At 36.2% G+C, this 26,589-nt stretch carries 26 protein-coding genes and 2 riboswitches; of the genes, 6 read left to right on the top strand and 20 right to left on the bottom strand.

Features of this window, described 5'->3' with window-relative positions; all coding sequences use genetic code 11:
* Positions 1-161: 161 nt before the first annotated feature.
* Entirely contained in the window at positions 162-1,559 is a 1,398-nt protein-coding gene (locus CLLU_RS07795; protein ID WP_106009178.1) for an amino acid permease, read from the top strand.
* A 113-nt stretch (positions 1,560-1,672) separates the two neighbouring features.
* On the opposite strand, the gene CLLU_RS07790 is transcribed toward CLLU_RS07795, so the two are convergent.
* Positions 1,673-3,118 (bottom strand): HAMP domain-containing sensor histidine kinase, encoded by a 1,446-nt coding sequence (locus tag CLLU_RS07790; protein ID WP_106009177.1) that lies wholly within the window; start codon positions 3,116-3,118, stop codon positions 1,673-1,675.
* Positions 3,108-3,791, bottom strand: a complete 684-nt coding sequence (locus CLLU_RS07785; RefSeq protein ID WP_106009176.1) for a response regulator transcription factor — start codon at positions 3,789-3,791, stop codon at positions 3,108-3,110. The genes CLLU_RS07790 and CLLU_RS07785 overlap by 11 nt, the downstream gene beginning before the upstream one ends.
* Positions 3,792-3,958: 167 nt before the next feature.
* On the opposite strand from CLLU_RS07785, the gene CLLU_RS07780 reads away from it, so the two are divergent.
* The 5 genes from CLLU_RS07780 to CLLU_RS07760 are packed head-to-tail and all read left to right on the top strand — an operon-like array spanning position 3,959 to position 7,227.
* Positions 3,959-4,684, top strand: a complete 726-nt coding sequence (locus CLLU_RS07780; RefSeq protein ID WP_106009175.1) for an ABC transporter ATP-binding protein — start codon at positions 3,959-3,961, stop codon at positions 4,682-4,684.
* The gene (locus CLLU_RS07775; protein ID WP_106009174.1) at positions 4,665-4,844 is read left to right on the top strand and encodes a hypothetical protein; all 180 of its coding nucleotides are present in this window, start codon (positions 4,665-4,667) and stop codon (positions 4,842-4,844) included. Before CLLU_RS07780 ends, CLLU_RS07775 begins: the two co-directional genes overlap by 20 nt.
* Positions 4,834-5,256: a hypothetical protein gene (locus CLLU_RS07770; protein WP_106009173.1), complete on the top strand. Its 423-nt coding sequence runs from the start codon at positions 4,834-4,836 to the stop codon at positions 5,254-5,256. Before CLLU_RS07775 ends, CLLU_RS07770 begins: the two co-directional genes overlap by 11 nt.
* Positions 5,257-5,312: 56 nt before the next feature.
* Positions 5,313-5,780 (top strand): MarR family winged helix-turn-helix transcriptional regulator, encoded by a 468-nt coding sequence (locus CLLU_RS07765; RefSeq protein WP_106009172.1) that lies wholly within the window; start codon positions 5,313-5,315, stop codon positions 5,778-5,780.
* Complete coding sequence (locus CLLU_RS07760) at positions 5,773-7,227, top strand: MFS transporter (RefSeq protein WP_106009171.1); 1,455 nt, start codon at positions 5,773-5,775, stop codon at positions 7,225-7,227. The genes CLLU_RS07765 and CLLU_RS07760 overlap by 8 nt, the downstream gene beginning before the upstream one ends.
* A 431-nt stretch (positions 7,228-7,658) precedes the next feature.
* Here CLLU_RS07760 and nifH read toward each other — a convergent pair whose 3' ends face one another.
* The 18 genes from nifH to eutC form a co-directional block, all read right to left on the bottom strand.
* The gene (gene nifH / locus CLLU_RS07750) at positions 7,659-8,477 is read right to left on the bottom strand and encodes a nitrogenase iron protein (protein WP_106009169.1); all 819 of its coding nucleotides are present in this window, start codon (positions 8,475-8,477) and stop codon (positions 7,659-7,661) included.
* A 45-nt stretch (positions 8,478-8,522) separates the two neighbouring features.
* Positions 8,523-8,954 carry a NifB/NifX family molybdenum-iron cluster-binding protein gene (locus CLLU_RS07745; protein WP_106009168.1) on the bottom strand — a complete coding sequence of 144 codons (432 nt, stop codon included), beginning with the start codon at positions 8,952-8,954 and terminating at the stop codon, positions 8,523-8,525.
* Positions 8,955-8,972: 18 nt separating this feature from the next.
* A complete protein-coding gene (locus CLLU_RS07740) occupies positions 8,973-10,340 on the bottom strand; it encodes a nitrogenase component 1 (RefSeq protein WP_158255907.1) in 1,368 nt (455 codons plus the stop codon).
* A 21-nt stretch (positions 10,341-10,361) separates the two neighbouring features.
* Positions 10,362-11,888, bottom strand: coding sequence for a nitrogenase component 1 (locus tag CLLU_RS07735; protein ID WP_106009166.1), 1,527 nt, complete (start codon positions 11,886-11,888; stop codon positions 10,362-10,364).
* A gap of 78 nt (positions 11,889-11,966) precedes the next feature.
* Positions 11,967-12,491: an energy coupling factor transporter S component ThiW gene (gene thiW / locus CLLU_RS07730; RefSeq protein ID WP_106009165.1), complete on the bottom strand. Its 525-nt coding sequence runs from the start codon at positions 12,489-12,491 to the stop codon at positions 11,967-11,969.
* A gap of 135 nt (positions 12,492-12,626) precedes the next feature.
* Positions 12,627-13,688 (bottom strand): ABC transporter substrate-binding protein, encoded by a 1,062-nt coding sequence (locus tag CLLU_RS07725; RefSeq protein WP_106009164.1) that lies wholly within the window; start codon positions 13,686-13,688, stop codon positions 12,627-12,629.
* A 37-nt stretch (positions 13,689-13,725) separates the two neighbouring features.
* Entirely contained in the window at positions 13,726-14,541 is an 816-nt protein-coding gene (locus CLLU_RS07720) for an ABC transporter permease (protein ID WP_106009163.1), read from the bottom strand.
* Positions 14,542-14,545: 4 nt separating this feature from the next.
* On the bottom strand, positions 14,546-15,415 hold the full coding sequence (locus CLLU_RS07715; protein WP_106009162.1) for an ABC transporter ATP-binding protein: 870 nt from the start codon (positions 15,413-15,415) through the stop codon (positions 14,546-14,548).
* 402 nt (positions 15,416-15,817) lie between these two features.
* Positions 15,818-15,925, bottom strand: a riboswitch (SAM riboswitch).
* Positions 15,926-16,291: 366 nt separating this feature from the next.
* A riboswitch (SAM riboswitch) is annotated at positions 16,292-16,398 on the bottom strand.
* 323 nt (positions 16,399-16,721) lie between these two features.
* Positions 16,722-17,264 (bottom strand): 6-phospho-3-hexuloisomerase, encoded by a 543-nt coding sequence (gene hxlB / locus CLLU_RS07710; protein ID WP_106009161.1) that lies wholly within the window; start codon positions 17,262-17,264, stop codon positions 16,722-16,724.
* A 15-nt stretch (positions 17,265-17,279) separates the two neighbouring features.
* Positions 17,280-17,900, bottom strand: a complete 621-nt coding sequence (locus CLLU_RS07705) for an orotidine 5'-phosphate decarboxylase / HUMPS family protein (RefSeq protein WP_106009160.1) — start codon at positions 17,898-17,900, stop codon at positions 17,280-17,282.
* Positions 17,901-18,854 carry a sugar kinase gene (locus CLLU_RS07700; RefSeq protein ID WP_106009159.1) on the bottom strand — a complete coding sequence of 318 codons (954 nt, stop codon included), beginning with the start codon at positions 18,852-18,854 and terminating at the stop codon, positions 17,901-17,903.
* A 34-nt stretch (positions 18,855-18,888) separates the two neighbouring features.
* Positions 18,889-20,160, bottom strand: coding sequence for a gluconate:proton symporter (locus tag CLLU_RS07695; protein ID WP_106009158.1), 1,272 nt, complete (start codon positions 20,158-20,160; stop codon positions 18,889-18,891).
* A gap of 135 nt (positions 20,161-20,295) precedes the next feature.
* Entirely contained in the window at positions 20,296-21,039 is a 744-nt protein-coding gene (locus CLLU_RS07690; RefSeq protein ID WP_158255906.1) for a sugar phosphate isomerase/epimerase family protein, read from the bottom strand.
* A gap of 22 nt (positions 21,040-21,061) precedes the next feature.
* Complete coding sequence (locus CLLU_RS07685) at positions 21,062-21,682, bottom strand: bifunctional 4-hydroxy-2-oxoglutarate aldolase/2-dehydro-3-deoxy-phosphogluconate aldolase (RefSeq protein ID WP_106009156.1); 621 nt, start codon at positions 21,680-21,682, stop codon at positions 21,062-21,064.
* Between the two features lie 201 nt (positions 21,683-21,883).
* On the bottom strand, positions 21,884-22,918 hold the full coding sequence (locus CLLU_RS07680) for a LacI family DNA-binding transcriptional regulator (RefSeq protein ID WP_106009155.1): 1,035 nt from the start codon (positions 22,916-22,918) through the stop codon (positions 21,884-21,886).
* Between the two features lie 168 nt (positions 22,919-23,086).
* Positions 23,087-24,226 carry a glycoside hydrolase family 18 protein gene (locus CLLU_RS07675; protein WP_106009154.1) on the bottom strand — a complete coding sequence of 380 codons (1,140 nt, stop codon included), beginning with the start codon at positions 24,224-24,226 and terminating at the stop codon, positions 23,087-23,089.
* Positions 24,227-24,359: 133 nt separating this feature from the next.
* Positions 24,360-25,796, bottom strand: coding sequence for an APC family permease (locus CLLU_RS07670; protein ID WP_106009153.1), 1,437 nt, complete (start codon positions 25,794-25,796; stop codon positions 24,360-24,362).
* A 22-nt stretch (positions 25,797-25,818) separates the two neighbouring features.
* Positions 25,819-26,532 (bottom strand): ethanolamine ammonia-lyase subunit EutC, encoded by a 714-nt coding sequence (gene eutC / locus CLLU_RS07665; protein ID WP_242977516.1) that lies wholly within the window; start codon positions 26,530-26,532, stop codon positions 25,819-25,821.
* Positions 26,533-26,589: the final 57 nt, after the last annotated feature.

Here is a 26,589-nt window from a genome sequence, read left to right as displayed (position 1 = left end):
AAGAAACATTCCTTTCCTTGGTATGGTGTTTTTGACAATTCTATTATACCAAAAGGAATGTTTCTTTGCTTTATATCTTAAAAATTCAGGCTTCCGCCTTTATTTTAATGTGCGAAAGTTGAGTAATTTATTAATAGACATCTTGAAGGGAGATATTTTAAGTGGAAGAAAAAGAATTAACACGTGGCTTGAAAGCACGTCATATCGAATTAATTGCTTTAGGCGGTACAATTGGTGTCGGCCTGTTTATGGGATCGGCCAGCACAATCAAATGGGCCGGGCCATCGGTACTGTTGGCTTATGGAGTGGCTGGTATGGCCATGTATGTAATTATGCGAATTATGGGAGAAATGCTTTACCTTGAACCATTGACTGGTTCCTTTGCAAATTATGCAAAAAAGTACATATGCCCTTGGGCTGGCTATATGACAGCATGGTGTTATTGGTTTATGTGGATAGCTGTCGGTATGTCGGAAATTACCGCCATCGGTATCTATATAAATTATTGGTTTCCAACTTTACCAACCTGGATCCCGGCTTTAATCGGTGTAGCTATTATAGCTGCTGCTAATATGACTTCAGTTAAATTCTATGGTGAATTTGAATTTTGGTTCTCTTTGATTAAGATTGTTACCATCGTAGCCATGCTCTTGGTTGGATTTGGTTTGATTTTTTTCGGTTTGGGCAATCATGGTACAGCCATTGGTTTAACAAATCTTACAGCAAACGGCGGCTTCTTCGCCGGCGGCCTGAGAGGCTGGTTATTCGCCCTATGCCTGGTAACAGCATCTTATCAAGGCGTAGAACTCATAGGCATCACGGCCGGAGAAGCACAGGACCCAAAAAACACATTGAGAAAAGCAACAAAAAATATCATTTGGCGTATATTGATTTTCTATATTGGTGCTATATTTGTAATCGTAACTATTTATCCATGGAATCAAATTAGTACTCTTGGCAGTCCGTTCGTCCTAACTTTTGCTAAGATTGGAATTTCCTCTGCTGCCGGCATCATAAATTTCGTAGTGCTGACAGCCGCAATGTCTGGCTGCAACAGCGGAATTTACAGCTGTGGGCGTATGCTTTATACTTTGTCAAGAAATGGCCAAGCTCCTAAATTTCTCGGCAGGGTAACCAAAGACGGTGTACCAGCAAATGCTATTAAGGCAACTTTGCTTTGTTTGCTGATTTGTGTAGCTTTAAACTATATCTATCCAAATTCTAAATTATTTGTTTATATATATAGTGCTAGCGTTCTTCCAGGCATGGTTCCCTGGATTGTTTTGTGTATCAGTCAAATAAAATTTCGAAAAGAACATGCCGCCCAAATGGCAATGCATCCTTTTAAATCAAAGTTTTTCCCATATGCCAACTATATTGTGGTGATGTATCTTTTCTTAGTTTTAATTGGTATGTGCTTTAATTCTGAAACACAAATGTCTTTATTAATTGGAGCTGTGTTCTGCGTCATCGTTACTATCGGTTATTTTGCTTTTGGCATCAACAAGCGGACTGCTCCCAAAGCAGAAGAATTCAAGGATATGGAAATTAGAAACTAAATAAACAAGATTACAAAGGCGCTATCAATGTTTTTATTCTTAATAGCGCTTTTGTCACATAATTGCACTGTCTGATTTTTTGGTAATTTTCAGCTGTACTATTAAAACATTGTTTACCCTATATCATTTTTCTCCGCTGCCATGGATATTTTAAAGCATATCCTGCTGTCCTTGTAGTTTGAGGTTATACTTCCACCATGGTGTTCAATTATGCTCCTGGCTATTGATAGTCCAAGTCCTGAATTGTTGTCCGGGTTGGATCTCGCTCTGTCTGCCCTGTAAAACCTTTCAAAAAGCATTTTCACATCCCTTTCTTCCAAATTGTCACAGCTGTTGCTTATGTATATTGCAGCCCTATGCCCCTCTCTGTATAGAGAAACCTTAACCTCAGAAGGTTTCACACTATATTCCAAAGCATTGTAGAGCAAATTGTTCAGAGCTCTCAAAAACATATCCATATCTACTTGTACCATCATATTTTCAGGAGTTATGCTGTCTGTAAGCTGAAGATTATTTTTTTCAAAGACATTTGAAAATTCATCCACCACCTGACAGATCAAATCATTTATACATATACTGGAAAGATTTAATTTTATATGGGGACTTTCCAATTTGGTAAACATGAATAAATTATCCGTAAGTTTTTTTATGACACGGGCCTTTTTAAGGGCAATAGAAAGAAACTTACTTTTCTCCTCACGAGATTTATACTGGTTCCTGTCTATGATTTCCAGGAATCCAATTATACTGGTAAGAGGGCTTCTTATATCATGAGCCACATTTGTCACCAGCTCATTCTTGGATCTCTGCATTTCCTCTTCCCTTTTGATTTTGTCCTGTATTTTATCTGCCATGTAATTTACATTGGAAGCTATTTTCGACAGCTCGTCATGACCTTTTTTTTCAATTCTAAAGTCAAGCTTTCCCCCTGCAATTTCATTCAATCCCCTGCATATTTTTTTTATGTATTTCATTTTGGACAGAGTAATTATGTAAAATATAAATACAGATAAGCATAGCATAATTACAAATCCTTTTTTATTTATCCAGTTAAAGGAAGTATCCATTACAGCGTTGTAGGGAATACCTGTAATCCATAACATGTATATCCTGTTGTCCATCTTTATGGGGATTGCATAGGAAAAATCACAATATTGGGTTATTCTATCATTTCCCTGGTCAAGGTATGCTCTCATAGTATCTTCATTAGCTTTCTTTAAAAAATTTACACTGGACGATACTTTTTTAAATTCATAAAGTACTCTGTCTCCGCCATCTGTTACTATGAAATTCATCTTAAATAAATAATATTGTTTTTCATACTTCTGAAAAATAGGTTTCAAATCTTCTATACTTTTAAAATTGTCCTTATTCAAATCACAAGAAAGAGCTTCACTGGCATATCTAAGTCTGCTGAAGCTGTAATTATAATTATGTATATTTCCACTGCAGAAAGAATATATCCCGGTTGAAATGCAGAGCAGAACAAAACTCAGAAGGAGAGACAATATCATTGCCGCTGCAAATTTCAGCTGGATTCCCAATACCTTAACTTTCAATTTTATACCCCACTCCCCATACAGTTTTTATATAATCACTTCCTATTTTCTGCCTAAGCCGCCTTATGTGAACTGTAACAGTCCTGTCAAATTCAATATAGGGTTTCTCCCAAACATTTTCATATATCTGCTTTATACTGAGCACCCTGTCCTTGTTTTTTGAAAGAAAGGCAAGTATTGCAAATTCATGGGGAGTAAGCTCTACTTTTCTTCCATCCACCAACACCTGGTGCCTGTCCAGATCCATCAACATACCCTGAATTTTAATACTCCTTGAATCAAATTCTACCTGGGAAGAATTGAATTCCTTGTATCTTCTAAGCTGTGCCTTTACCTTTGCCATCACTATCATCGGATTGAAAGGCTTCGCTATATAATCGTCTGCTCCAATGGTAAGCCCCATTATTTTATCAGAATCCTCCACCTTGGCGGATATCATTATAATAGGCATGTTTAATTTTTCCCGTATCTTCATACAGGCCACCATGCCGTCCATTTTAGGCATCATGATATCCATAAGTATCAGATCTATTTTGGTATTTTCAAGTATGTGAAGAGCCTCCATGCCATTTGCCGCACATACAGTATCCATATTTTGATTTCTAAGCATTATGCCCAGCAGTTCTCTTATACTTTCATCATCGTCCACAATGAGCACCAAATTCTTATCCATATAAACACCCTCGTTTCACACCTATATTATATCTATTTTTATCGGTCCTGTAACAATTGTAATAAAATCTTAATAAAGTGCATCAATTTTGTAATATTAAATATATCTTTTTTGAAACATTGAGACTTTATAATTAAAATATTACTGAAAAAAGGATGTGATTTGCAATGGAAGTGCTAAAACTTCAAAACATATCAAAAAACATAGGTAAAAATAAAATAATAAAGGATTTAAGTCTTACCATAAACCAGGGTGAGATCTTCGGCTTTCTCGGGCCGAACGGAGCCGGAAAAACCACCACCATAAAGATGATTGTGGGATTTTTAAATCCAACCAGCGGAAAAATATATGTATACGGCAGGGACATCCTCCAGCACAGAATTGAATCCATAAAAAATATGGCTGCCATGGTAGAATCTCCGGACATGTATCCCTATCTTACTGGACTTGAAAATCTAAAACAGCTTGCCAGGCTTGATAGGAATATTGATGAAAATAACATAATAAATGCTCTGGAAGAAGTAGGTCTTAAGGATAAAATGAATCAAAAGTTCAAGACTTATTCCATGGGTATGAAGCAAAGGCTGGCAATAGCCCAGGTCCTTCTAGGAAATAAAAAATTATGGCTGCTGGATGAACCTACAAATGGACTGGACCCCAGCGGAATAATTCATTTTAGAAATCTGTTTAAAAAATATGCCAGTAAAAGAGGAGTTACCATTTTCATCTCCTCTCATATACTGGGCGAGATGGAAGTTCTCTGTGACAAAATTGCCTTCATAAAAGGTGGAAGAATCAAGGGAATACAGGATATGTGCAAACTCCATGGAAAACTGGAAGACAGATATATTGAACTTATAGGAGGAGATATTGATGATTTTCAACATAATTAAAAATGAACTCATAAAAATATGTCACAAAAAGAAACTCATAATATGCTTTATACTGATGTGCATTGTGTCTACAGCTTCTTTTTTCTTTTTCAGCAGGGATCGTGGAGAAGGAGGTCTGGAAAACTATAAAAGAATAGAGAAATACTACTATGACCTATAATAAATTCATAGAGATTATACCAGGTACCTCCACCATCATGCCTCTTTACAGATTTCTCGGAGAATTTTTTCTGCTTCAGCTGTTGTTTATAGTAGCCTCAGTAGCCTTTTGCATACTGATGTCCACCTTGTCTAAAAACAGTGCAGTTTCACTTTCATCCAGCATACTTTTCGGAGCCGCCTACATATTTATTCTGAAAATGCCTGGTCTATTAAGTGATGTCACCCATATAACCTCTGCTTTTTTTCTCGGCTTGAACAGCTCTTTTGAAATAATAACAAGATCCTTTGCAGAAAAAACCGGCGCCTATTATATAAATACCTGCTCTGCATCCGCCATACTATTGGCATGGACAGCTCTATTTATTCTAATCTCCATATTCATATTTGAAAAAAGAGAAGAATATATATAGTTGACTAATCAACAATATCGTGCTATTGTATACTGTGGAAATGGAAGGGAGATATCATGGAAAACAGTAAAGCATCAGTTTTGATTAAACTCACCAACAGTATATATAGGTGTACACAGATGTATGTTGATAAAAAGCTTAAAAAGTTTAACCTCACTACAGGTACATATCCCTATATACTTGTACTAAAAAGACGTGAAGGCATAAATCAAAATGAACTGAGCAGGGAGCTTAATGTAGACAAATCTCTTTGTTCCAGAACTATTAAAAGATTGATAGGGTTAAATTATATAAGAATGGAAGAGAATAAAGAAGACATAAGAGCCCATAAGTTATATATAACAAATAAAGCGGAAGATGTGATGCCTAAAATTGTAAAAATCATACAAGAATGGATTCATATTTTAGTACAGGGGACCGATGAACAGGAAATTGCAATTTCTATAGAATTTTTAGAGAGAGTTTTAAAAAATGGAACTATCTATAGAGAAAAATACTGTGAGAGGATGAAGAAAATTGAATAACACTGACAACAGGACATATAAGAGAAGATGGATAATTTTATTCACAGTTCTTTCTGCCACATTTATGTCAACTTTAGATGGAAGCATTGTAAATGTAGCTCTGCCGGACATGTCTGCTAAACTGCATGCACCCATGGCTGGTATTGAATGGGTGGTGACCGGATTTTTAATAGTTATTGCAGCTACTATATTGATTTTTGGAAGGCTGGGAGATATAAGAGGGAAAACCAGGATATTTAGTTTTGGAGTTGTACTGTTTACTTTTGGCTCTTTTCTATGCGGTCTGAGTAATTCACTTATATTTTTGATAGCTGCCAGGTGCATACAGGCAGTTGGCGCCTCTGCCACCATGGCCACCAACCAGGGAATTATAACCCAGGTTTTTCCCAAGAATGAAAGGGGCAGCGCCCTTGGCATACTGGGAACATTTGTAGCTCTGGGAGCCATGACGGGACCACCTCTGGGAGGCTTCATTGTTTCAGCCTTCAGCTGGAAATATATATTTCTGATAAACGTACCTATAGGAATACTTGTATTTATAATTGGGCTCAAGGTGTTACCCAAATCCCACAGAGCAGTTGATGAAAATCTGGATGGGAAAGGTTCTTTCCTATTCATGATATCCACTATACTTTTATTTGGTGCACTAGTTCATGGACAGAGTATAGGATATGACAATCCCCTTATGATCTCCGCATTTATAATATCATTTATAACTTTCATCATATTTATTATCATGGAAAGTAAAATGGATCTGCCGCTGCTTCAATTGAATATTTTTCACAACAGCTTGTTTTCTATAAGCATTATCTGTGCTTTTATTTCTTTTTGTGCCATAAGTGCCTCCAATATAATACTGCCTTTTTATTTTCAGGATACAATGAAACTTTCACCGGCAGCAACAGGATTATTCATGATGGTGTCTCCCGTAGTATTGTCCGTAGTGGCACCTTTAAGCGGACATATGTCAGATAAAATCGGCTCTGAAATACTGACATTGGTGGGGCTTTCCATTACCAGCCTGGGACTATTTTTAATATCCAGCATAAATGCAAGTTCATCTTTAATTATGATGGTTACCTACATAGCTATCATGACCATAGGAAATGGAATGTTCCAATCACCTAACAATGTTCTGGTCATGTCTACTGTCTCAAAAAACAAACTCGGTATTGCAGGAAGCGTAAATGCACTGGTAAGGAATCTGGGATTTGTTGTAGGAACTTCCCTTGCCACCCTTCTGCTGTATAACAGGATGAGCCATAAAATGGGCTACAGGGTAATTGACTATATAAAGGGAAGGGATGACGTATTCATTTATGGAATGAAGTATGTATATATATCCGCTGCCTTATTGTGTGTTATAGGAGTGTTTCTAACAGGTTTCAGACTTTATAACAATAGAATTAAAACAAATTATAACAACAAGCAATATCCATTAGCTTAGATGGAAATTTTATTATGAATAAGAAAGGGTTGATCAAATTTTTTATTTGATCAACCCTTTCTTGATTAAGGATAAATTCCACATATAGAGCTAACATAAGCATTCATATTCTTTCTCCTTTTCTCAAGAAATTAAATATCAAATTTATTATCACCCTGTACAAAATTACACTCACAATTATAATTACAACAAAACAGATATTTTCCCATAGTGGCAGGTCATTATATAGAATATATCCGAAAATAAAAAAAAGCAATATAATTTCAACTATACAAACTATCACAGATAATAATTTCAATCTACTTTTATCCATGGTAAAACTCCTCTTTTACAATTTATTTTATATGGTAATAAAAGCCTAAGTATATTCTCAGACTTTTATTATTGATATCCCCATAATTACATTTCCTTCCATCTCTGCAGGCAATAATTTATTCTATAATACCATGCTCTAAAAGTATCTGCTCAAGTCTTTCCTGAGACATAGGCTTTGGAATCACAAAATTATCATTTTCTTCTATTGCCTTTGCAAGCGATCTGTACTCTGCAGCCTGATCTGCCTTTGGATCAAACTGTATTACAGTTTCCTTATGGATTTCTGCTTTCTGAACTACATTGTCTCTTGGGACAAAATAAATAAGATGTGTCCCCAATTCCTCTGCAAATGCTTCAAGCAATTCTTTTTCATTTGCTACCTTCCTGCTGTTGCAAATAATTCCTCCCAGTCTCACTCCACCTTTCTCCGCATATTTTTTTATTCCTCTGGATATGTTGTTTGCTGCATAAAGTGCCATCATCTCACCACTGGCCACAATGTATATTTCCTTGGCCTTTCCCTCACGAATTGGCATGGCAAATCCACCGCATACCACATCTCCAAGCACATCATAAAATACATAATCCAAATCATCCGTATATGCTCCCAGTCTCTCAAGCATATCTATGGAAGTTATTATACCTCTTCCAGCACAACCCACTCCCGGTTCAGGTCCTCCAGACTCCACGCATCTTATACCATTAAATCCTTCTTTTAAAATATAATTTAAATCCACATCTGATCCTTCCTGCCTCAAAGTATCCAGCACCGTTTTCTGGGCAAGCCCCCCTAAAAGAAGCCTGGTTGAATCCGCTTTTGGATCACACCCCACCACCAGGACACTTTTGCCAAGTTCTGATAATCCTGCTGTTAAATTCTGTGTTGTGGTGGATTTGCCTATTCCACCTTTCCCATAAATCGCTATCTGTCTCATGTAAATATTCCTCCTAATATTACTGTATTTATTAACTTTAAATCTTTAATCATCAAAGCGGTGTACATTTGCCAGAATCTTTGCTGCCCTAATTGGGCAATTAGCTCTATCAACTGAAGCTCCAAAGGTATCCTTGGCCACAAGATATTCAAGTATCTTTCCCCTTTTAGCATAGGATTCAAGTGCCCTCTCTATAGATCCGCTGAGGCTTACAGCCACAATTTTCCTATCATGAAGCACATCTACTGCTCCAGATCCAACGCTGCTGGCCAATACCAATTTCACATCTCCCAGCAGCTTTACAATCTTGTTTAATTTATCCTCCCCACTCTTGGAATCATTAAAATGGACTTCTCTTGTCTCTATGAATTCAAATTCTCCACCCTGGTAAATTTCATAAATAAAAAATTTATCCGCCCTTGCAAAATGTTCGTTTATAGAAACGCCATCGCTGCTAGCTACGGCAACTTTCGCCATATATTAACCTCCTCCATACTATGGTCTCACAAATTTGCTCAAGAAATCTTCTATAAGTGAAATTCCTCCGCCGTATCCCGTGTAGGTATCTCTTACAACAACACGATTCTCTGCAGGAAATGTTACACTTAAATGTATCTGCTTTTTACCTTCAGCTTCATATCTCTCCTGGGAACTTGCAAAAAGCACCCTGAAATAAGTATTCCTCAAATGCTCATGTATCTCATAAGAATCTATTTCAAAAATAACTTTAGGATTAATTCCACCAGTTTTGGCTACAGTATTTTTATCGCCAAGATCTTTAAGCCTCTCTAATATCTCTTTTCTGGTATCAGCTGGTGGATCGTCATTTATGATTATGAGCTTTGGAGTAAATCCTGCTTCATTTGTCAAGAACCTGGCGATCCCCACAGCTGTTGCTGATCCGGAAACTACGGCGAATGGAAGCGATGCTGAAAATCTTGAGCAAACATCTCCTATGATATTGAGGTCTTCATAAGCCTCTCTCTCTTCTTCCGCAATTGCTTTTTCAATTTTTGATTTGGATATACCCACTTTTTCTCCTATGGCACGTAAAAACTCACTGGAATCCCTTGGTCCTACAGGTATATTGGGAAAATTTATATACGGTATGTCAAATTTCTCTTGCAAGAGCTTTGCCACTTTTCTTCCCACCCAGGGAGAAACCACTATAGTGTATTCTGCAGCAGAAAGTTTTTTCAATCCTTCAATTCCGCTGAAATCTCCTATTACCTGATTTGTCTTCAACCCGATTTTATTGAGCAACCTTTTTATCTCGCGTAAGTTTCCCCTCCAGAATATATCCTGATATGGTACAAACCCAAGTATATTTACCAGTCCTTTTTCCTTTGGCAGGGGCTTAACCAGCTGTTCAGCCGCAGCCTCAAAAACTGCCTCATATCCAAAATAGGTATTTCCCAAAAATCCGCTGGAATTGACATACAATACAGGAGTTTTCTCCTCTGAAAATTCACTTACAATTCCCTCAACGTCATCTCCAATCATTCCTGCAATACAGCCGTTTGCCACAACATAGAGATCTCCGTCAATAAGATCTATTGTAGAACGAATCTCTTCCCTGAGTCTTGTTTCTCCGCCAAATACAACATCTCTCTCTGAAAGATTGCTGGAAGGAATACTTAATCCACTTACATATCCCACACCCTGCTGAGCACCTGCCGCCCTGAAGCTGAGCATTTGCTGCATTCCGCAGCCTATCCCTGCATGAATTATAGGCACTGCTCTATGAATATTGGTGATAACCGAAAGTGCCCCTCCCAATGCACAAGTATACTTAGGATTTTCCAGAACCCTCTTGTCACTTTCCACTTCTTGTAGTTTTAATTTTTGAATGCTGTTTGCCAAACTTATCCTCTCCTCCTGAATTTATTTTTTTGCCGCATACGATTTTTTCGGTTTAACATAAGCCTCAACATCATCTTGTTCATACCACCATGATTTATATGGACTTGGAGTCTCCCTGTACAGTGTCTTGTTGAGGGAAGGATTTTTTAAAGCACGCTCCAAAATAGTTCCATAATTCAATATACCTCTAAAGAAGAATTGATTTGACTGTGGTGAAAAATCAGAAAGGAAAGAGTGATTCCTAAGCTGACTGCCCTCTCTCTTATAAAGGCCCATAAATGCACAACCTGTGTAAAGATCAGGTTTCAATCTGTTTAACAAATGACTCTGTTCAAAAGGCTGATAATCTGATGCATGTACTTCAAAATCACCGATTTCATTATATACTTGTTCAAATTCATCCACTATATTATGATCCAGTTCAAGTGTATTAACTGCTGCTACATCAATACCCAATTCAGTTGCAAACCTTGGAATAAATACAGCCCTGGCTTGGCCTGCAGATACATAAATGCTTGCTTCTCTTCCTTTAAATGATTTCTTGAGTTCTTCCAATCTTGGCAGTACAAAATCCAATTCCTCTTTTATAGGCTGCTCTACTTCCTTTTCTTTGCCTGTATATTTAGCTATCTTTCTAAACCATATTTTGGTATTTTCAATTCCAAGCGGAGCTGGATCCAGAAAATATGGTGTACCATAATTTTCATAAAGAGCTTTCTGCATATACTGACCGTATGACTGGCATGTAGGTGCAATTACTGCTGCCTCTGAGATTTCCTTTAATTCATCTACTGTAGCAAAGTCTGGAATAAATCTTGCCCTCAAACCAATTTTATTGAACATCCTTATGAGATCATTTTTATCTCCCAATGTCACACTCATAGGGGCTATCACACCCACCAAATCTTTCTGTCTCTTCTTTGGTTTTTGAACTATATATTTCACTATGGCATGTGAGGAACCATCAAAAGCACTTTGTGATATCTGGGATCTGAAACCTTCGCAGTGGACAGGCACGAGTATAGGCTCCACTTCACGCTGAACTGATGCTACTATACCCTCTATATCATCACCCATTACTCCTGAGGCACAGGAGCAAGCAATTATAATTGCCTTTGGATTATATCTCCCAGCTGCTTCTTTTATTGCCAGTCTTAGTTTCCTCTCTCCTCCGAATACAATATCGCTTTCCGTAAGATTGCTGCTCACTGCATGAAGTTCCACCTCTCCTTTCCATGCCCTGAATTTTTCGGGAATTCCCTGATATATTTCCCTGTAACCATTTGTACCCTGAGCGCACCCCACAGGCCCATGGACAACAAGTGCAGAATCCCTTATAGTCACAAGTCTCCCTACAGTCTGGGTCAAAAGGCACCCTCCTGTCTGCTGAAATTTGTGATCACGCCAAGCTAGATTTTCACCAACATGTTTTCCATTTATCAAATCACTCACCTTACCTGAAAAAGCTTTGATACTTCCCAGGCTATCTTCTCTAATGGGACTGGTACTTTGAGTAAGATCTATTTCCTTTTTCTGTTCTTTTGACATAACAATATCCTCCTTACATTTTATATTGAACTTTATTTTTAAAATAAAATTGAACTAAAGTAAATGAAATTAAGAAGCCTAGTTCTTTTTTAAAAGTTTCTTATTATCCTGATTGTCAATTAAAACCTTGGTTATAACAGGTATCTTCAAAAACAAATAAGCTACGATGCCTCCAAATATACTGCTAAGTGCAAATGGTATTACAAATGCATATACGGCACCCTCTTTTCCAATCAAGAACTTTGCCACCGGGTAAGCCACTATGGCACCTATTATTCCAGTTCCAATCACTTCCCCGATCACGGCAGTTATGAGCTTTTTAAATTTAACATAGAAAATTCCTGCAATACCTGCTCCTATTATGCTGCCCGGAAAAGCCAATAGAGTTCCCACTCCTAAAATATTCCTGATCAATGCTGCAATAAATGCATTTGCAAGTGCATAAACAGGTCCTAAAACTATTGCACCTACTACATTTACAAAACTCTGCAGCGGTGATAATCTTGCAGCTCCAAGCGGAATGGAAAATGTACCAAAAATAACTGCAAAAGCAATTAGGACTCCGCTTAATGCGATTTTTTGTGCTGTACTTTTTTGTTTCATTATCAAATAACTTCCCTTCAATATATATTTGGCAATTTACTGCGTGATATCATTCCCAGCAACATTTCAAAGGCCTATAACATTACCCCATAACTATTGGAATTAAAGTCCTTGTCTTTTTCAAACTTTTTCCCATCACTCACTTTTACCAGCATAAGGGTTAAACTCATTTGTCTGTACATCTGACACTTTAACTTTTCCTTTTGGTATATATTTATATTCCTCCAATTTATCTATAAAATATTGGGCATCACTGCCCTTTGCCAATGAATGAGGTCTAATGTCAACTACAGAATAATATTTTTCTATTGCAGATGGATCAAGTCCTCTTTCTTTTGCAATCTGAACATGCAGTTCTTTACCCTTTTCCGGGTTTTTCTGAAGCCAGGTGTTTGCCTTTTCAAATCCAATAGTAAGTTCTTTAACAGCTTCAGGGTTTTCATCTATAAATTTCTGATTGAGAAACAAACCGCAGTGAATGAGTCCTTTTGGGAAAAGATCATACACAGTAAACAAAGTACGATATTTACCTGATTCTTCTATAGGTTTCTGTTCAAAATCCGACCAGGTTCCCACTCCTGCCAGCTGATTTTTCTCCAATACCTGGAATGTCTGACCTGGCTGTACTGTAACAAATTTAACATCATTTATTGACACTCCACCTTTTTTAAGCCAATCCGAAAGACCATAATATGCAGAATCACCAATTCTAATACCGCCAATTGACTTGCCCTTTAAATCCTGCGGGCCGTGAATCGGACTATCTTTTGGTACATAAAAATGCAGGTTGGAAGTATTCTGACCGCCGTGGGCAGCTGCAACTGCTTTCAGCTTTGCACCTTTTGCCACAGCACTTATGGCAATGGAGTACTGGAGATGAGCTGCCTGGATACGCCCAGATGTAAGAGCCGCCAATGTATCAGCTCCTACCGGTACACTGGAATCCACAATTTTAATATTTTTAAAATATCCCAGTTTTTGTGCCACTATCAGCGGATCATAGGTTGTAAGACCTCCTGCTCCCCAGTATCCACCTACATTTATAGTGATTACTTTTCCCGATTTTCCTGATGCTGTTTTTTTATTTGATGTTGAATTTCCTGCACTGCTTGTTCCACATGCTGTTAATCCTAATACCAATACTAAAAAAACTGATACAACTTTAAGCGGCATTAAAAATTTAAATTCTTTTTTCATAATAATAACTCCTCTACTCTATAATTTAAATTATAATCTATTGATGGAAATCGTACTTCCAGTAGGTCAATCTCTTCTCCAGCCACACAAAAATATTATTTATAATCAATCCAATTACAGCCATTGTAACAATACCTGCCCACATTTTATCTGTCTGAAAAAGCATCTGCCAGTTGGTAATCGCATATCCAAGTCCACTGGTACCACCCAGCATTTCAGTAGTTATCAATAACAGAAGTGCTACAGAAGCACTATATCTTAATCCTGTAAAAATAGACGGAATAGCTGATGGTAAAACCACCTTCCTAAATATTTTACTATTGGAAAGCTTTATTGATTTGGCACATTTTACATACAGCGGATCAACACCTTTAACTGCACTCACTGTATTCATGAAAGTAGACCAGAAGCTCGCAAAAGCTATCATGGCTATTTTTGAAGCTTCACCTATTCCCAGCAGCAGAATAAATAATGGTAAAATGGTCATGGTGTTGACCTGACGTAAAGTCTGGAACAGAGGATCCATATATTTTTCAAATTTCTTAAACCATCCCACAAGAAATCCCAGCGGAATGGCCAAAGCAACTGCTATGGCATAACCAATCACTGCTCTTCGCATACTGGCGGCTATCAATTTTATCAATTCATTGGACAAAATCAAATTCACCATGGCAGATACTATTGCAGATGGAGGCGGTATAAATACAGGATCAATTAAATTTAACCTGGGTGCAGCTTCCCATATAGCTAAAACAACAATAATAACAATAGTTCGCTGATAAATATTTATAAATTTTGATTTAATTTTCTCAACTCCTGGACTTATCTCTGAAAAATGAACTTCTTTTTGCATTTTATCACTTCCTTTCTTCTCTAAAATATTTCTGGCTTTTAAAAACTTCTTCTTTTATCAGTGCCCATAAACTTTGACGTATTTGTACAAATTCTTTTGTGGATCTGATATCTTCATTTTCCAGTCTGGAACGGCGGGACAGTGGTATTTTTACAATTTTCTTTATAGTTCCTGGCCTAACCGTCATAACTGCAACCCTGTCCGCAAGAAAAACAGCTTCATCAATGCTATGGGTGATAAATATTATTGTCTTGCCTGTCTCATTTCTTATCCTAAGAAGTTCTCTTTGTAAAATTTCCCTGGTAAGAGAATCAAGAGCTCCAAAAGGTTCATCCATGAGAAGTATATCTGGCTCAAAGGACAATGCTCTTGCAATGGCTGCCCTCTGCTTCATGCCTCCACTCAACTGATGTGGATAATGATTTTCAAAACCTGAAAGCCCCACCAATGCTAAAAGTTTATTTACAATTTTATCTCTTTCCTTTTTCTTTACATTTTGACTTTCTAGTACAAATCCCACATTTTCAGCAGTTGTAAGCCATGGAAACAATGCATATTGCTGAAAAACTATCCCCCTGTTCAAATCAGGCCCATCTATGCTTTCACCATCAATACTTACAGTACCTTCTGTTGGTTTAGAAAGGCCTCCGAAAATATCAAGGAGCGTGGTTTTCCCGCAGCCGCTTGGTCCAACAATTACGAGGAACTCTCCTTTTTTTACTTCAAGACTTATATTATCCAGTATAGTTACGGTAGAATATTCTCCATTCTGTTTTTTTCTTATAGTAAATTTTTTTGTAATATTTTTAACTTGCAATTTGACATCAGTGCTGAAATCAGGCTTTAAAATAGTCTCAACAGCTTCTTCACTCATTACAAAACCCCCTGTATTCATTTTCTTTGTATTTTCTATTAAATTCCAATTTAAATAAAGTCTTTCAAATTTTCAATAACTGTGGTAAGATAATGTTGTGTTTAAAAAGCTCTGACATATATGCTACCTCCATTGATTATTTGGTCGTTTTTAATGAAAGGTTAACATATTATGTTGGAGTTTTTCTATCTGTAAGCTAAATCACACCAAAATAATTAACTAGTGCAAGAAATTAACTTATTTTATTTTCAGCAAACAATACAGTAATAAATAAAAAAGACTGATCAAATTTTGATTTGATCAGTCTCCAGTCTATCCAGTCAACTAATTCCACTAAACTAAATTTTATAAAATAAAAAAACTTCCTTGTGAGAAAATGCAGGAAGTTTTAATCCTCGTATTCTCTCATCTCTCAGGTTCTACCTGCTGGAATTGGCACCACACATTCTAATGAAAAATGTTGGTTGCCGGACATCATAGGGCCAGTCCCTCTGTCTCTCTAGATAAGAAGTTTTCTATTTTAATTACTTTTAAAATTCATTGTCTGTCACGTTCGTCGTGTTTATTGATATTTAATATACACTGTTATATTTATCTTGTCAACATTTTTTTATAATTTTTTTAAAAAATAATGTGAAAATCTATGATTTATTGATTTTAATTAAAAAAAGCTATAAAAACACAGCTGATCTTATTTGCAGCAGTACATGGAATATGAAAAAAGATATATCTTATTCATTTTATTTTTCCCTCCTTACTAAAAAGACTGATCAAATCCCTTGATTTGATCAGTCTCCAGTTTATCCAGTGAACTAATTTTACAAAATAAAAAACTTCCTAATGAGAAAACATACAGGAAGTTTAAATCTTCACATTTTCTCATCTCTCAGGTATACCTGCTGGAATTGGCACCATACATTCTAATGAAAAATGTTGGTTGCCGGACGTCATAGGGCCAGTCCCTCCGTCTCTCTAGATAAGAAGTTTTTTATTTTAACTATTTTTAAAAATTTCACCACTAATGTCATCCATATCTGTTAATAAATAATATACACTCTTATATTTAGGCTGTCAATATTTTTTAATATATTAATTTTATAATCTATTAGAGCATATAAATCTTTATATTCATCGTCTTGGTTTATAAATGAATATAATTCATCATTTTTCAAAATATTTAGTTCTATTGAAATTGCTGTCCAATGTTCAAAGTTTAAAATAAATGAGGATAGATCTGTTTTTTACACAATCTATCCTCATTTACAATAGCTTCTAGATTTGAAGTATCCACTTTCACAGGAAAAACTTACTCTAAATTGACATGATTTTTTATTGCTTCTTCATTGTCAAGCTTATCTTTATAGCTGAGCTTTAAACAAATTGCATCCAAAACTATATGAAGGCTTTGATCAAATAATGAACTTAAAAGTTGTATGGACTTTACACTCTTATCAGATTTTGTAGCTCCGGGAACTATCAGAAAGCTTGATGAAATTTTTATCAGCGATGAATCCTCTTTGCTGCTCACTCCTATTACAAGTGTACCTTTATCTCTCGCTTTCCCGGCTATATTTAAAACCAGGGAGGTTTCTCCTGAGCCGGAAATAGCAACTATTATATCATTTTCATTGATAGCCGGCGTAATTGTTTCTCCAACTACATATACTGCATAACCTAAATGCATAAGCCTCATGGCAAAGCATCTTCCAACAAATCCCGATCTTCCTTCACCGTATATAAATATTCTTTTATCCTTGGATATAAGCTCAACAATATTATCCATTTGATTTTCATCAACGTTATTTACCACGTCATTTACTTCATTTAATATTTTACTCAAAACTTTCATAATCTCACCTCCAATTTATTTTTGCAGCAATTCCTTAAACCGCCTGGCCGCCAATTTTATATCACTGGATTTAGTTATGGCTGAACCAACTACTAAAATTTCCGGGTTTATAAGTACTATATCCTTTAATATATCTTCCCTAACATTCCCACCTACTGCAATTCTCTTGATTCCTCTATATAAATCACTATTTTTATTAAAATTGTCAATTAAATTTACATGTTTATTATCCTTGGGCAGGTGAACAAAAAATATGGCATCATCAAACTTTTTTAACTCCGCCAGCTTATTTTTGCTCGTTTCCATAAGATCTATCATGATATCTTTGTTATATTCCCTTGAAACATTATAGCATATTTCTATAGTTTCTATTGGTGAATTCCCCATGACAGTAGCAATATCAGCACCTGCCTCAAACATGGCTCTAAATTCATATTCCCCTTCATCACAAGTTTTTACATCTGCCAGTACCGTCCTATTCTTAAATCTTTCTCTAATAAAACTCACTGATTTTTTTCCATAATCTTTAATAAGGGATGTTCCAACTTCTATTATATCAACATAATCTTCAGCTTCTTCAGCAATACTTTCAGCCTTTTCCAAATCCACTCTGTCCAGGGCTATCTGTATCTTCATCTAAGCCTCACCCTTTAAAAACTTTTCCAATTTTTCTCTTGTTGGATATCCGTCATTATCTCCAGGAGACATCACTGCCATGGCTCCTATTGCATTTCCACGTCTGACGGCATCCTTTAAATCTAATCCTTCCAGCAATCCGGTTATAACTCCAACTGCAAACCCATCTCCTGCACCAACTGTATCCACTACTTTTTCAACCTTAAACCCAGGAACTGTATACATTCTTTCTTTGGATTTAACAAAAGCACCCTTTGCTCCAAGTTTTACAATTACCAGTTTCACCCCTTTGTTCAAATAAAAATCGGCAATTTTCTCCGGGTCATCGCTGCCCATCAATATCAATCCTTCATTTATACCGGGCATAACTATATCACTTCTGAAGGCTATATCATTTATGGTATTCACCATCTCTTCTTTGCTGCTCCAAAGCTGCGGCCTTAAATTAGGATCAAAGGTAGTTCTTATATTCTTTTCTTCAGCAAGTTCTATTAATTTATAAAAGGCATCTCTTGAGGTTTTTGACAATGCCGGGAAAATTCCAGACAAATGAATATGCTTTACATCCTCAAGATCCAGCTTCTGCAAATCATCTACCGTAAAATGTGATGCAGCTGAATTTCTTCTAAAATAAAATATCTTGGGATCTCCAGTACTAACTTTTGATTTCAATTGATATCCAGTGAAATAGTCTCCCGTTGAACTTATATAACTTGTACCTATATTTTCTCTATCAAGGCTCTCCTTAATAAAATCTCCAAATGGATCTTCTCCTAATTTGGTTATATACTCAACAGAATGTCCTAATCTTGATACACCAACACATACATTGACCTCAGCACCGGCCAAAAATTTTTCGAAGTGGTTTATATCTTTTATTTCTTTATCTGTTTCAGATTCTCCTTCTGCTCCAAATAATGTTAATGGTTCTCCAATTGTTATAAATTCACTCATCCTAATAATCCTCCATTTTAATTTAATTTTATTTTTATCCAAACATAATAACTGCCAAAACTTCATTAATTGCAGCGGCTATCCAGCACCATGCAAAACCTGTTTTTAAAAATTTCTTAATTTCTATCTTACTGTAGTTTATAGACCACAAATTCCATGATTGAGTCGGGCAGGTGGATATGGCCATAATTGCCGGTATATATAATAATGGGAATAAAAATTTGGCTGGGAAAATATTCATGGCCGCCAAAATTGCCGCAGTGGCACTTCCAGCTCCCCAAACATTTAAAGGCCCTCTAAACAATGCTATAGGACAAAGTATTGCTATAGCTATCGCAATAATTACTGTACTGTGAGGTACGACACTTGACAATATAGAAGTAAAATTTTGTGCATCCTTTGCAGCCGCTGCACTAAACATGGTGAGCGCAAACAACATCATGAGCAATCCAGCTATATCAGAAACAGCCTGCTTTATTGTAGCATTTATAATTTCAAGGGATCCTTTCCAGGTCTTTAATTTCCCCGTCAATAAAAGCCCCAGCAAAGTAGCCAAGAGAAGAGATGGTATAGGCTGCCATTTAAATAAAATTGTCATCAGTATAGGTATTATAGGCACTATATAACTTATTGCCGGTACACTCTTCAACTCTTTCTCTTCAGTTTTTTCCAGAACCTCTTTCTCGCCTTTAACTATTTTTCTGGAATTGAAAAGCAGCATGACTATCAGTACGATAACTTGAACAGCTGCGGCTGCTATACCGAATTTAAGGTAATTTGCATCGTACTTAACCGATGGGAAAAATAACTGCATCTGTTTAAATAAAACTATATTGACATACATTCCGGCACCTATTGCTATGGTAAATGCAGATACTGCTATATTTCTTGGAATTCCAAGGGAAAACAATATAGGCAGTATGATAACACCAATAGCTATAACCGAGCCAACTCCAAATGCACTGGTAAATATAAACGTAGTTGCTATACAAACTAAAATTGCAGCAATTACAGGTTTGTTTCCAGCAATTTTAAGCGTCTTTTTGCTTATATTTTCAGCTATTCCTGTATCAACTAGAACCCTTCCAAACCAACTTCCGAATATTATAACCACTGCCGTAGCTCCATATCCCTCAACTGGTTTGGAGAAAACATCAACTATTGCCGTATTGAATGGTATAAGACCTATTATTGTCCATAATATTGCCATTATAAAATATCCTACCATTATGTTTCCGCCTTTTACGGCATAGTATATAAATCCAAAATAGGTTATAAGTAGCAATATGCCTATAATCATATTCATAAAAAATCCTCCCGACTTTGTTAATCACTGTTGATCTTTCAACACTTTTTCTCAATTTATTTTTTGTTTAAGGCATGTCCAAAAACATGGATCTCGTAAATAAAAATACCGTTTTCAGACACTGCCTAATTAACTTCAGTATTCCAATAATTTCTTGACTCCAGCTTCTACAACATAAATATCTTTGCATGGATATTCCAGCCCAACTTCAATATTCTTAGGAAGTATATCCAAAATTTCTCTCCACTTTATATCTCCATCATCCAGTGGTAAAGTTAAATTCCCATCTTCAGTTTTTTTGACATCTTTTAAATGTATATATCTTGTAAATTCCTTTAATCTCTTTGCGTTGTCTAATTCGTTTTCATCTACCCAATACCAGTTTCCTATGTCATAAACATAGCCTATGTTTATATTTTGAGCTTTGCAATCATTTAAGAATTTAATTATATTTTTATAAGTACCATTCTGCTGTGTCTGATCATTTTCTACTGTGATATTGAATTTCAAATCAACAAACGGTGATAAATCCTCTTTTAAATTTCCCTTATAATTTTCATAATCACCTATATTTAACTTGACATCTTTACAATTCATTGCTCTAGCTTCTTCCAGGTACTTATTTAAATTTTCCTTATCTACTATATTGTTTACAAAAATCGTCCTGGGAACACTGTAAAAGACCTGTATTCCCGTTTCTTTTGATGCTTTTGATATAGCCTGTAGTTCCGAAGAAAAATCTTTAATATATTCTCTCCTGATCTCTATTTTCTTTACTCCAAGCTTTGATACAAAATCAAAAAATTGCTCTTGTTTAAAACCTTTTGACACGTAGCTGTTAAAAACCAAAGTGTTTATTACAATTAAATCTCTATTCACTGTAATTCCTCCTATGTTTATTCTATTTTAATGCATCAAATATTTTCTTAACCCTTATATCAATCTCTTCTAAGTTGTCTTTGGTTATATTCTTTGTAAAATATCCACCTAGACCAACGGCAAATACTCCATTGTCAAACCATTCTTTTACATTTTTTTCGCTTACTCCGCCTGTAGGCATAAAATTCATAAATGGGAATGGCCCTTTTAATTCTTTTATATATGAAGGTCCAAAAGCACTTCCTGGAAATATTTTTACAATATCTGCTCCCATCTTGTATGCTTTATAAGCCTCTGTTGGAGTCGCCGCACCCTGCGAACAGCATATATCATTTTTTACACAGTAGTCACATACTTCATCAACTATACATGGTGAAACTATAAAATCTGCTCCATAGTTTACTGCTTCTTTTGCCTGATCCAATGTCAAAACTGTTCCTGCTCCAATCAAGCTGTCTGGAAACTGTTTTTTTAGATTCTCAATTAATTTTCCGGCATCTTTAACTGAATAGGTAATTTCAATGGCTTTTATTCCATCGGCTATTAATCTCTTTGAAATCTCTTCAGCCAAACTGAATTCTGAACATCTGACAACTGCTATAGCCTGATTTCTCATCTTTTCCTTAATTTTATTTTTTCCCATATTTTCATCCTCCTTATTGGTAATGTAAAACACTTAGTGAATCAGTTTCTAAAAATCTTAAAGAATATAAATCATTATAATTCCAATCAAAACAATTCAATAAAATTGTTCAAATATTGTGTTAATGTTTACATGAGTATTTTTATATAAGCTTTTAGAAACCGATTTACAAAATACTTTTAAATATATCAACGTAAAAACTTACGTTGATATATTTAGAAGTACCGTAGAACCCCTTATTTCCAGCTTTGCTTTAAGCTTTTCATGTACTAATTCTTCAATATTTCCATTTTCAATTCTATCAATCAATATTTTAGCAGCTTCGAATCCCATATCATATGAAGGTTGTGCTATAGTAGTTATCCCTGGAGGAATCAATGAAGCCCATCCCCAGTTATCATACCCGCAAATGCCCACATCATCCGGAATTTTTTTGCTTAATTTTTCTATTGAACATAAAATTTTTAACAGTACAACTCCGTTCACGGCAAATATTGCCTTTTTACCACTGTAATTACTTAAGAATTTACATATCTCAACTTCTAAATTTACTTCTCTTTCACAATCAATAACACAAACACTAAAATTTGATTTATCAAGTCTTTTATTGCAGACATCCACAAATGCCTGTTCTCTTTCTTTTCTGGGACTAATTTTTTTAATTCCCTGGGTAAAAAAGCACAAACTGTTGAATCCAACATCTATAAGATAATTAATTGTTTCGGATGTCATTTCATAATTATTGCTGGTAACTGAATCAAACTTGTCTTCACGTAAAATTCTATCCAGCATCACTACAGGTGTACCCTTATCTTTAATATCAATCAGCAGCTCTTCATTATAACCTGTACTGTTGACTATGAAACCCTCTACTCTTTGATCCAGCAAAGATTTAATGTATTCTTCTTCCTTGGTTTTATCATTATCTGAATTGACAATAACCATGTTATAACCTCTAACCTTGCATCCATCACCAATTCCTTTAATTATAAGTGAAGAAAATGGATTAGTTAAATCAGCTATAACAACACCGATTAACTTGCTCTTGTTTGATTTTAGGCTTCTAGCTATATTATTGGGTCTATAATCCAATTCTTCAATGGCCCTGCTTATCTTCTTTCTGGTGTTCTCAGACATATACTCAAATTTTCCATTGAGATACCTTGATATAGTCGTCTTGGAAACCCCCGCCAGCTTGGCCACATCATCTATTACCACTTTTTTTTCTCTATTCATTTTTATCTTCCTTTAGTAACCGGTTTCTATGTTTATATATTACTCCTAAAATAATAACTTTGCAATATGTAATTTTATAATATGCTCAAAAAATATTTTTACATGCAAAAATGCACTCTAAAAAGGCTTAACAAAGCCAATCAAAGTACATTTTAAATTAACTGCAGATCATAACAGCTTTATGATATTGAAATTTCCCTCCAATAATGTCCAGTTTTGTGGAAACGGAAAGCCAAGAGCCCAGTAGCTTATGCCCCTCAGCCCATAATCTTTAACCGTATCAAATTTGGCCTGGGCACTTCTTGCATCCTCAAACCACACCTGATGCCGCCTTCCCTGTGTATCCGTATAGTTGTAAAAAGGCGTCTGACTGACTGGATCAAATTGTATAGCCACTTGATGCCGGACTGCCCTTGCTACGGCTTCCTGCATGCTGAAGGTCTCCGCCTCCATACCCGGCACATGTGGAACAATCCAGTCCCTTGCATACAGCTGGAACCCAAATAGAATCTTTTCCCTCGGTATGACGGTAACTGCATAATCAAGCACCTGTTTTATCCTGTTTAAAGGTGAAATGGCCTGAGGGGGTCCCAATCTGTATCCCCATTCATAGGTCATAAGTATTACAAAATCCACAATTCTTCCATGTGCCTCATAGTCATGAGCTTCATACAACAATCCCTGCTGACCCGGTCCTGTTTTGGGAGCCAGTGCAGTTGATACGAAAAAATTTTCCCTGTGAAGTCTTTCAACCACAAGCTCAAGGAATGTATTATAATTTTCTCTATCTGCGGGAAGTACATTCTCAAAATCAATATTTACTCCTAAATATCCTTTATTTCTCATGATATTGATTATGTTGTCTACAAGATTTTCTCTGATATCTGCATTGGACAGAACCGCATGTGCCAGATTATTACCCAGCTCTGTAGCCGTAAAATTTGTCACAGCCATCATAGGAACTACATTTTCAGCATAGGCTGTATTTATTAGAGCAGAATCATCTATGGCCTCCAAACTACCATCTTCTCTGATTCTATATGCAAAAGGACTTAAATAGGTCAGATAATCCCCAACTTCTCTTACAATGCCGGGAGAATTTTCGGTAAAATCATAGATATAGCCATTTACATATATGGAAGGTCTTTGCCCTGAAGTATCTTCCACAGGAATTATCAATGACTGTCCGACAAGTAATCTGTTGGGATATTGAAGCCCATTGGCACTGATTATTTGAGCAGTTGAAATGTTGTAATAATTTGATATTTTCCAAAGTGAATCCCCTGGCTTAACTACATAAATAAGCACAGAAAACCTCCATGTTATTACTTCATATATTAATTTATGCACATATTCTAAAATGGTGCATGAGTTAATTATTTACATAAAGCGAGGGAAATTTTTCATCTCAAAATTTCCCTCGCTTCCAGTTACCTCTGTTTTAATTTGCTGCTTCCTTTTTCTCTATTTCAAAATTGCCTTCAATTTCTGTTCTCTTTTTGAATACTGCAAAGTAAAGAACAAATCCTATCAATATAAGCACTATGGATACCAGAGCAGTTTTATGAAAATCGGAAGGCAGAGTGAGTATTGCAAGTTCAAATACAAGCCATACTACAGCTGAAATAAATACCGGTTTTGCAGCTCTTCCGAGATTGAAAGATCCCTCTTCGATTTTTACCTTTTTTCTGGTAAGACCATAGCATATTATAGTTGTAAAATATATGATTGCAGGAAGTATGGCTGTAACACCTATCAACGTAGTTAAAGAACTTGAAAACAATGTAGCTATAACTCCAAATATCAAAATCAGAACCGTGGCATATATGGGGGAGGACGTCTTCGGTGAAACTTTTCTGAACAAATTGCTCAAGAAAAATGCATTGTCTCTTGACATAACATATACAAGCCTGGAGCCTGATGTCATGGCCACAGTTCCACAGGCAAATATGGAAATGGTAACTATTATCAAGAACAAAGTACCTATTGCATTCCCCAGGTTCGACTGAAGTATATACGGCAGTGGACTGTTGGACGCAATAGCAGCAGGAAGATTTTTAATTCCAAGAGTCACGGCAATCAGAAAAAACGTGCCAAATATTCCTGCAATAAGTACTGAGCCCACAACGGCTTTTGGAACAGTTTTATTGGCATTTATGGTTTCCTCGCTCAAATTTGCAGCAGATTCAAATCCGACTAACGTAAATGAGCCCATAAGCATACTCATCATGAAGGGTTTTATATAAGACATGCCTTCTCCCGTATTTGCCGTATTAAACAATATGGAGGGGTTATTTCCATTTTTCAAGGAGATTGCAAGCAATATGACCGTAAGAGAAATTATTCCGATACTTTCCGTAAACACCGCTGCATTATTTATAAAAGCTGCCAGCTTTACTCCTATGATATTTATAGCAGCCTGAATAATTAAAGTGGCAACAACTATCATCGTTATCTGTGAAGGAGTTCCTGCAAGTCCAAAAAGAGAAGCAACTATAGGTGCAAGCCCAGAATCTATTGCCGGAACCACCAATACCAGAAAGCAGATGCAGACCCATCCTATTATCCATCCCATCATATTGTTTGAAAGTCTTTTTATCCATTGGTAGGAATATCCTGAAACAGGTATCACTCCGGAAAGTTCCGCAAAAATCAGGGCTACAAGAAGCTGCCCGATAAAGGCTATGACCCAGGACCAGATTCCTGCAGGTCCTGCAGTGGAAATTACAAACTTGTAATTTGCAAATATACCGGTGGTTATGGAAATAAAAGAAAAGGCTACGGCAAAAGAACTGAATAATTTCAAGTTTCTCTTAAGCTCCTGTTTGTAACTATTTGATTCAATACTGTTTCCTAAATTACTTTCTGTATTTTTCATATTATACACCGCCTTTAAAATTTTACATTTTCAAATCAATTCCACTCTTTTTTTCTTTCAACATTATTTCAATCAGGTGGACTATCTGGGCACCTGCCTCCACAGGCGGAGTACCATCCTTGTATATATTTGAAATCACATTTCTCTGGGATTCGGGTTTTAAGGTGCTGGATTCATATGCCATATAAGAACTCATGCTTTCATTGGTAACAAGTCCAGGTCTTTCTCCTACAAGAAGCACCGTAACCCTGGCATCAAGCACCTCGCTTATTCTGTCCATGACGGCCACTCTGCCGTATTTTACAAATATAGGAGTGCCTATCCTATATCCTTTTGCTTTTACTCCATCTAAAATTATGGAGTATATGTCTTTCAGGTTTGTATCTATGGCATAGGCGCTGAGACCATCTGCAGCTATAATTTGAACATCGGGACTGCTTATACAGTTATCCTCTATTCTTTTTAAAGTTTCTCTGGAAAACTTTCTTCCCAGATCAGGTCTTTTTATATATTCTTCTTTATCCCTGACAATGGTCTGTACTTTAAAAAATCCCAAATCATCAACTATATCTTCATCTACATGGGACCAGACAGAATCCATGGCAGCAGCATGATCCGCCAAAAATTTGAGCAGCGTTTCGGTTCTGTATCTGCAGCCAGCTCTTCCCACGCATATTCTGGCATTTGTACTTTTCTTCAATTCTCTGCAGGCATCCGGATTTTTAGGATTTTGTATTGTGACCCTTGAGGTATAATCCACCTCGGATATGTCCCTTATATATTGTTCATTCAA

The organism is Clostridium luticellarii, from assembly GCF_002995845.1.
GTDB classification, from domain to species: Bacteria; Bacillota; Clostridia; order Clostridiales; family Clostridiaceae; genus Clostridium_B; species Clostridium_B luticellarii.
The sequence above is the reverse complement of the archived record's forward strand: the minus strand, read 5'-3'. Positions and strand labels throughout refer to the sequence as shown.

Coding starts and splice junctions, on each gene's coding strand:
- CLLU_RS07785 (WP_106009176.1), bottom strand. CDS start 3,791: ATGGATAAGAATTTGGTGCTCATTGTGGACGATGATGAAAGTATAAGA.
- CLLU_RS07780 (WP_106009175.1), top strand. CDS start 3,959: ATGGAAGTGCTAAAACTTCAAAACATATCAAAAAACATAGGTAAAAAT.
- CLLU_RS07775 (WP_106009174.1), top strand. CDS start 4,665: ATGATTTTCAACATAATTAAAAATGAACTCATAAAAATATGTCACAAA.
- CLLU_RS07770 (WP_106009173.1), top strand. CDS start 4,834: ATGACCTATAATAAATTCATAGAGATTATACCAGGTACCTCCACCATC.
- CLLU_RS07765 (WP_106009172.1), top strand. CDS start 5,313: ATGGAAAACAGTAAAGCATCAGTTTTGATTAAACTCACCAACAGTATA.
- nifH (WP_106009169.1), bottom strand. CDS start 8,477: ATGAGACAGATAGCGATTTATGGGAAAGGTGGAATAGGCAAATCCACC.
- CLLU_RS07745 (WP_106009168.1), bottom strand. CDS start 8,954: ATGGCGAAAGTTGCCGTAGCTAGCAGCGATGGCGTTTCTATAAACGAA.
- CLLU_RS07735 (WP_106009166.1), bottom strand. CDS start 11,888: ATGTCAAAAGAACAGAAAAAGGAAATAGATCTTACTCAAAGTACCAGT.
- thiW (WP_106009165.1), bottom strand. CDS start 12,491: ATGAAACAAAAAAGTACAGCACAAAAAATCGCATTAAGCGGAGTCCTA.
- CLLU_RS07725 (WP_106009164.1), bottom strand. CDS start 13,688: ATGAAAAAAGAATTTAAATTTTTAATGCCGCTTAAAGTTGTATCAGTT.
- CLLU_RS07720 (WP_106009163.1), bottom strand. CDS start 14,541: ATGCAAAAAGAAGTTCATTTTTCAGAGATAAGTCCAGGAGTTGAGAAA.
- CLLU_RS07715 (WP_106009162.1), bottom strand. CDS start 15,415: ATGAGTGAAGAAGCTGTTGAGACTATTTTAAAGCCTGATTTCAGCACT.
- hxlB (WP_106009161.1), bottom strand. CDS start 17,264: ATGAAAGTTTTGAGTAAAATATTAAATGAAGTAAATGACGTGGTAAAT.
- CLLU_RS07705 (WP_106009160.1), bottom strand. CDS start 17,900: ATGAAGATACAGATAGCCCTGGACAGAGTGGATTTGGAAAAGGCTGAA.
- CLLU_RS07700 (WP_106009159.1), bottom strand. CDS start 18,854: ATGAGTGAATTTATAACAATTGGAGAACCATTAACATTATTTGGAGCA.
- CLLU_RS07695 (WP_106009158.1), bottom strand. CDS start 20,160: ATGAATATGATTATAGGCATATTGCTACTTATAACCTATTTTGGATTT.
- CLLU_RS07685 (WP_106009156.1), bottom strand. CDS start 21,682: ATGGGAAAAAATAAAATTAAGGAAAAGATGAGAAATCAGGCTATAGCA.
- CLLU_RS07680 (WP_106009155.1), bottom strand. CDS start 22,918: ATGAATAGAGAAAAAAAAGTGGTAATAGATGATGTGGCCAAGCTGGCG.
- CLLU_RS07670 (WP_106009153.1), bottom strand. CDS start 25,796: ATGAAAAATACAGAAAGTAATTTAGGAAACAGTATTGAATCAAATAGT.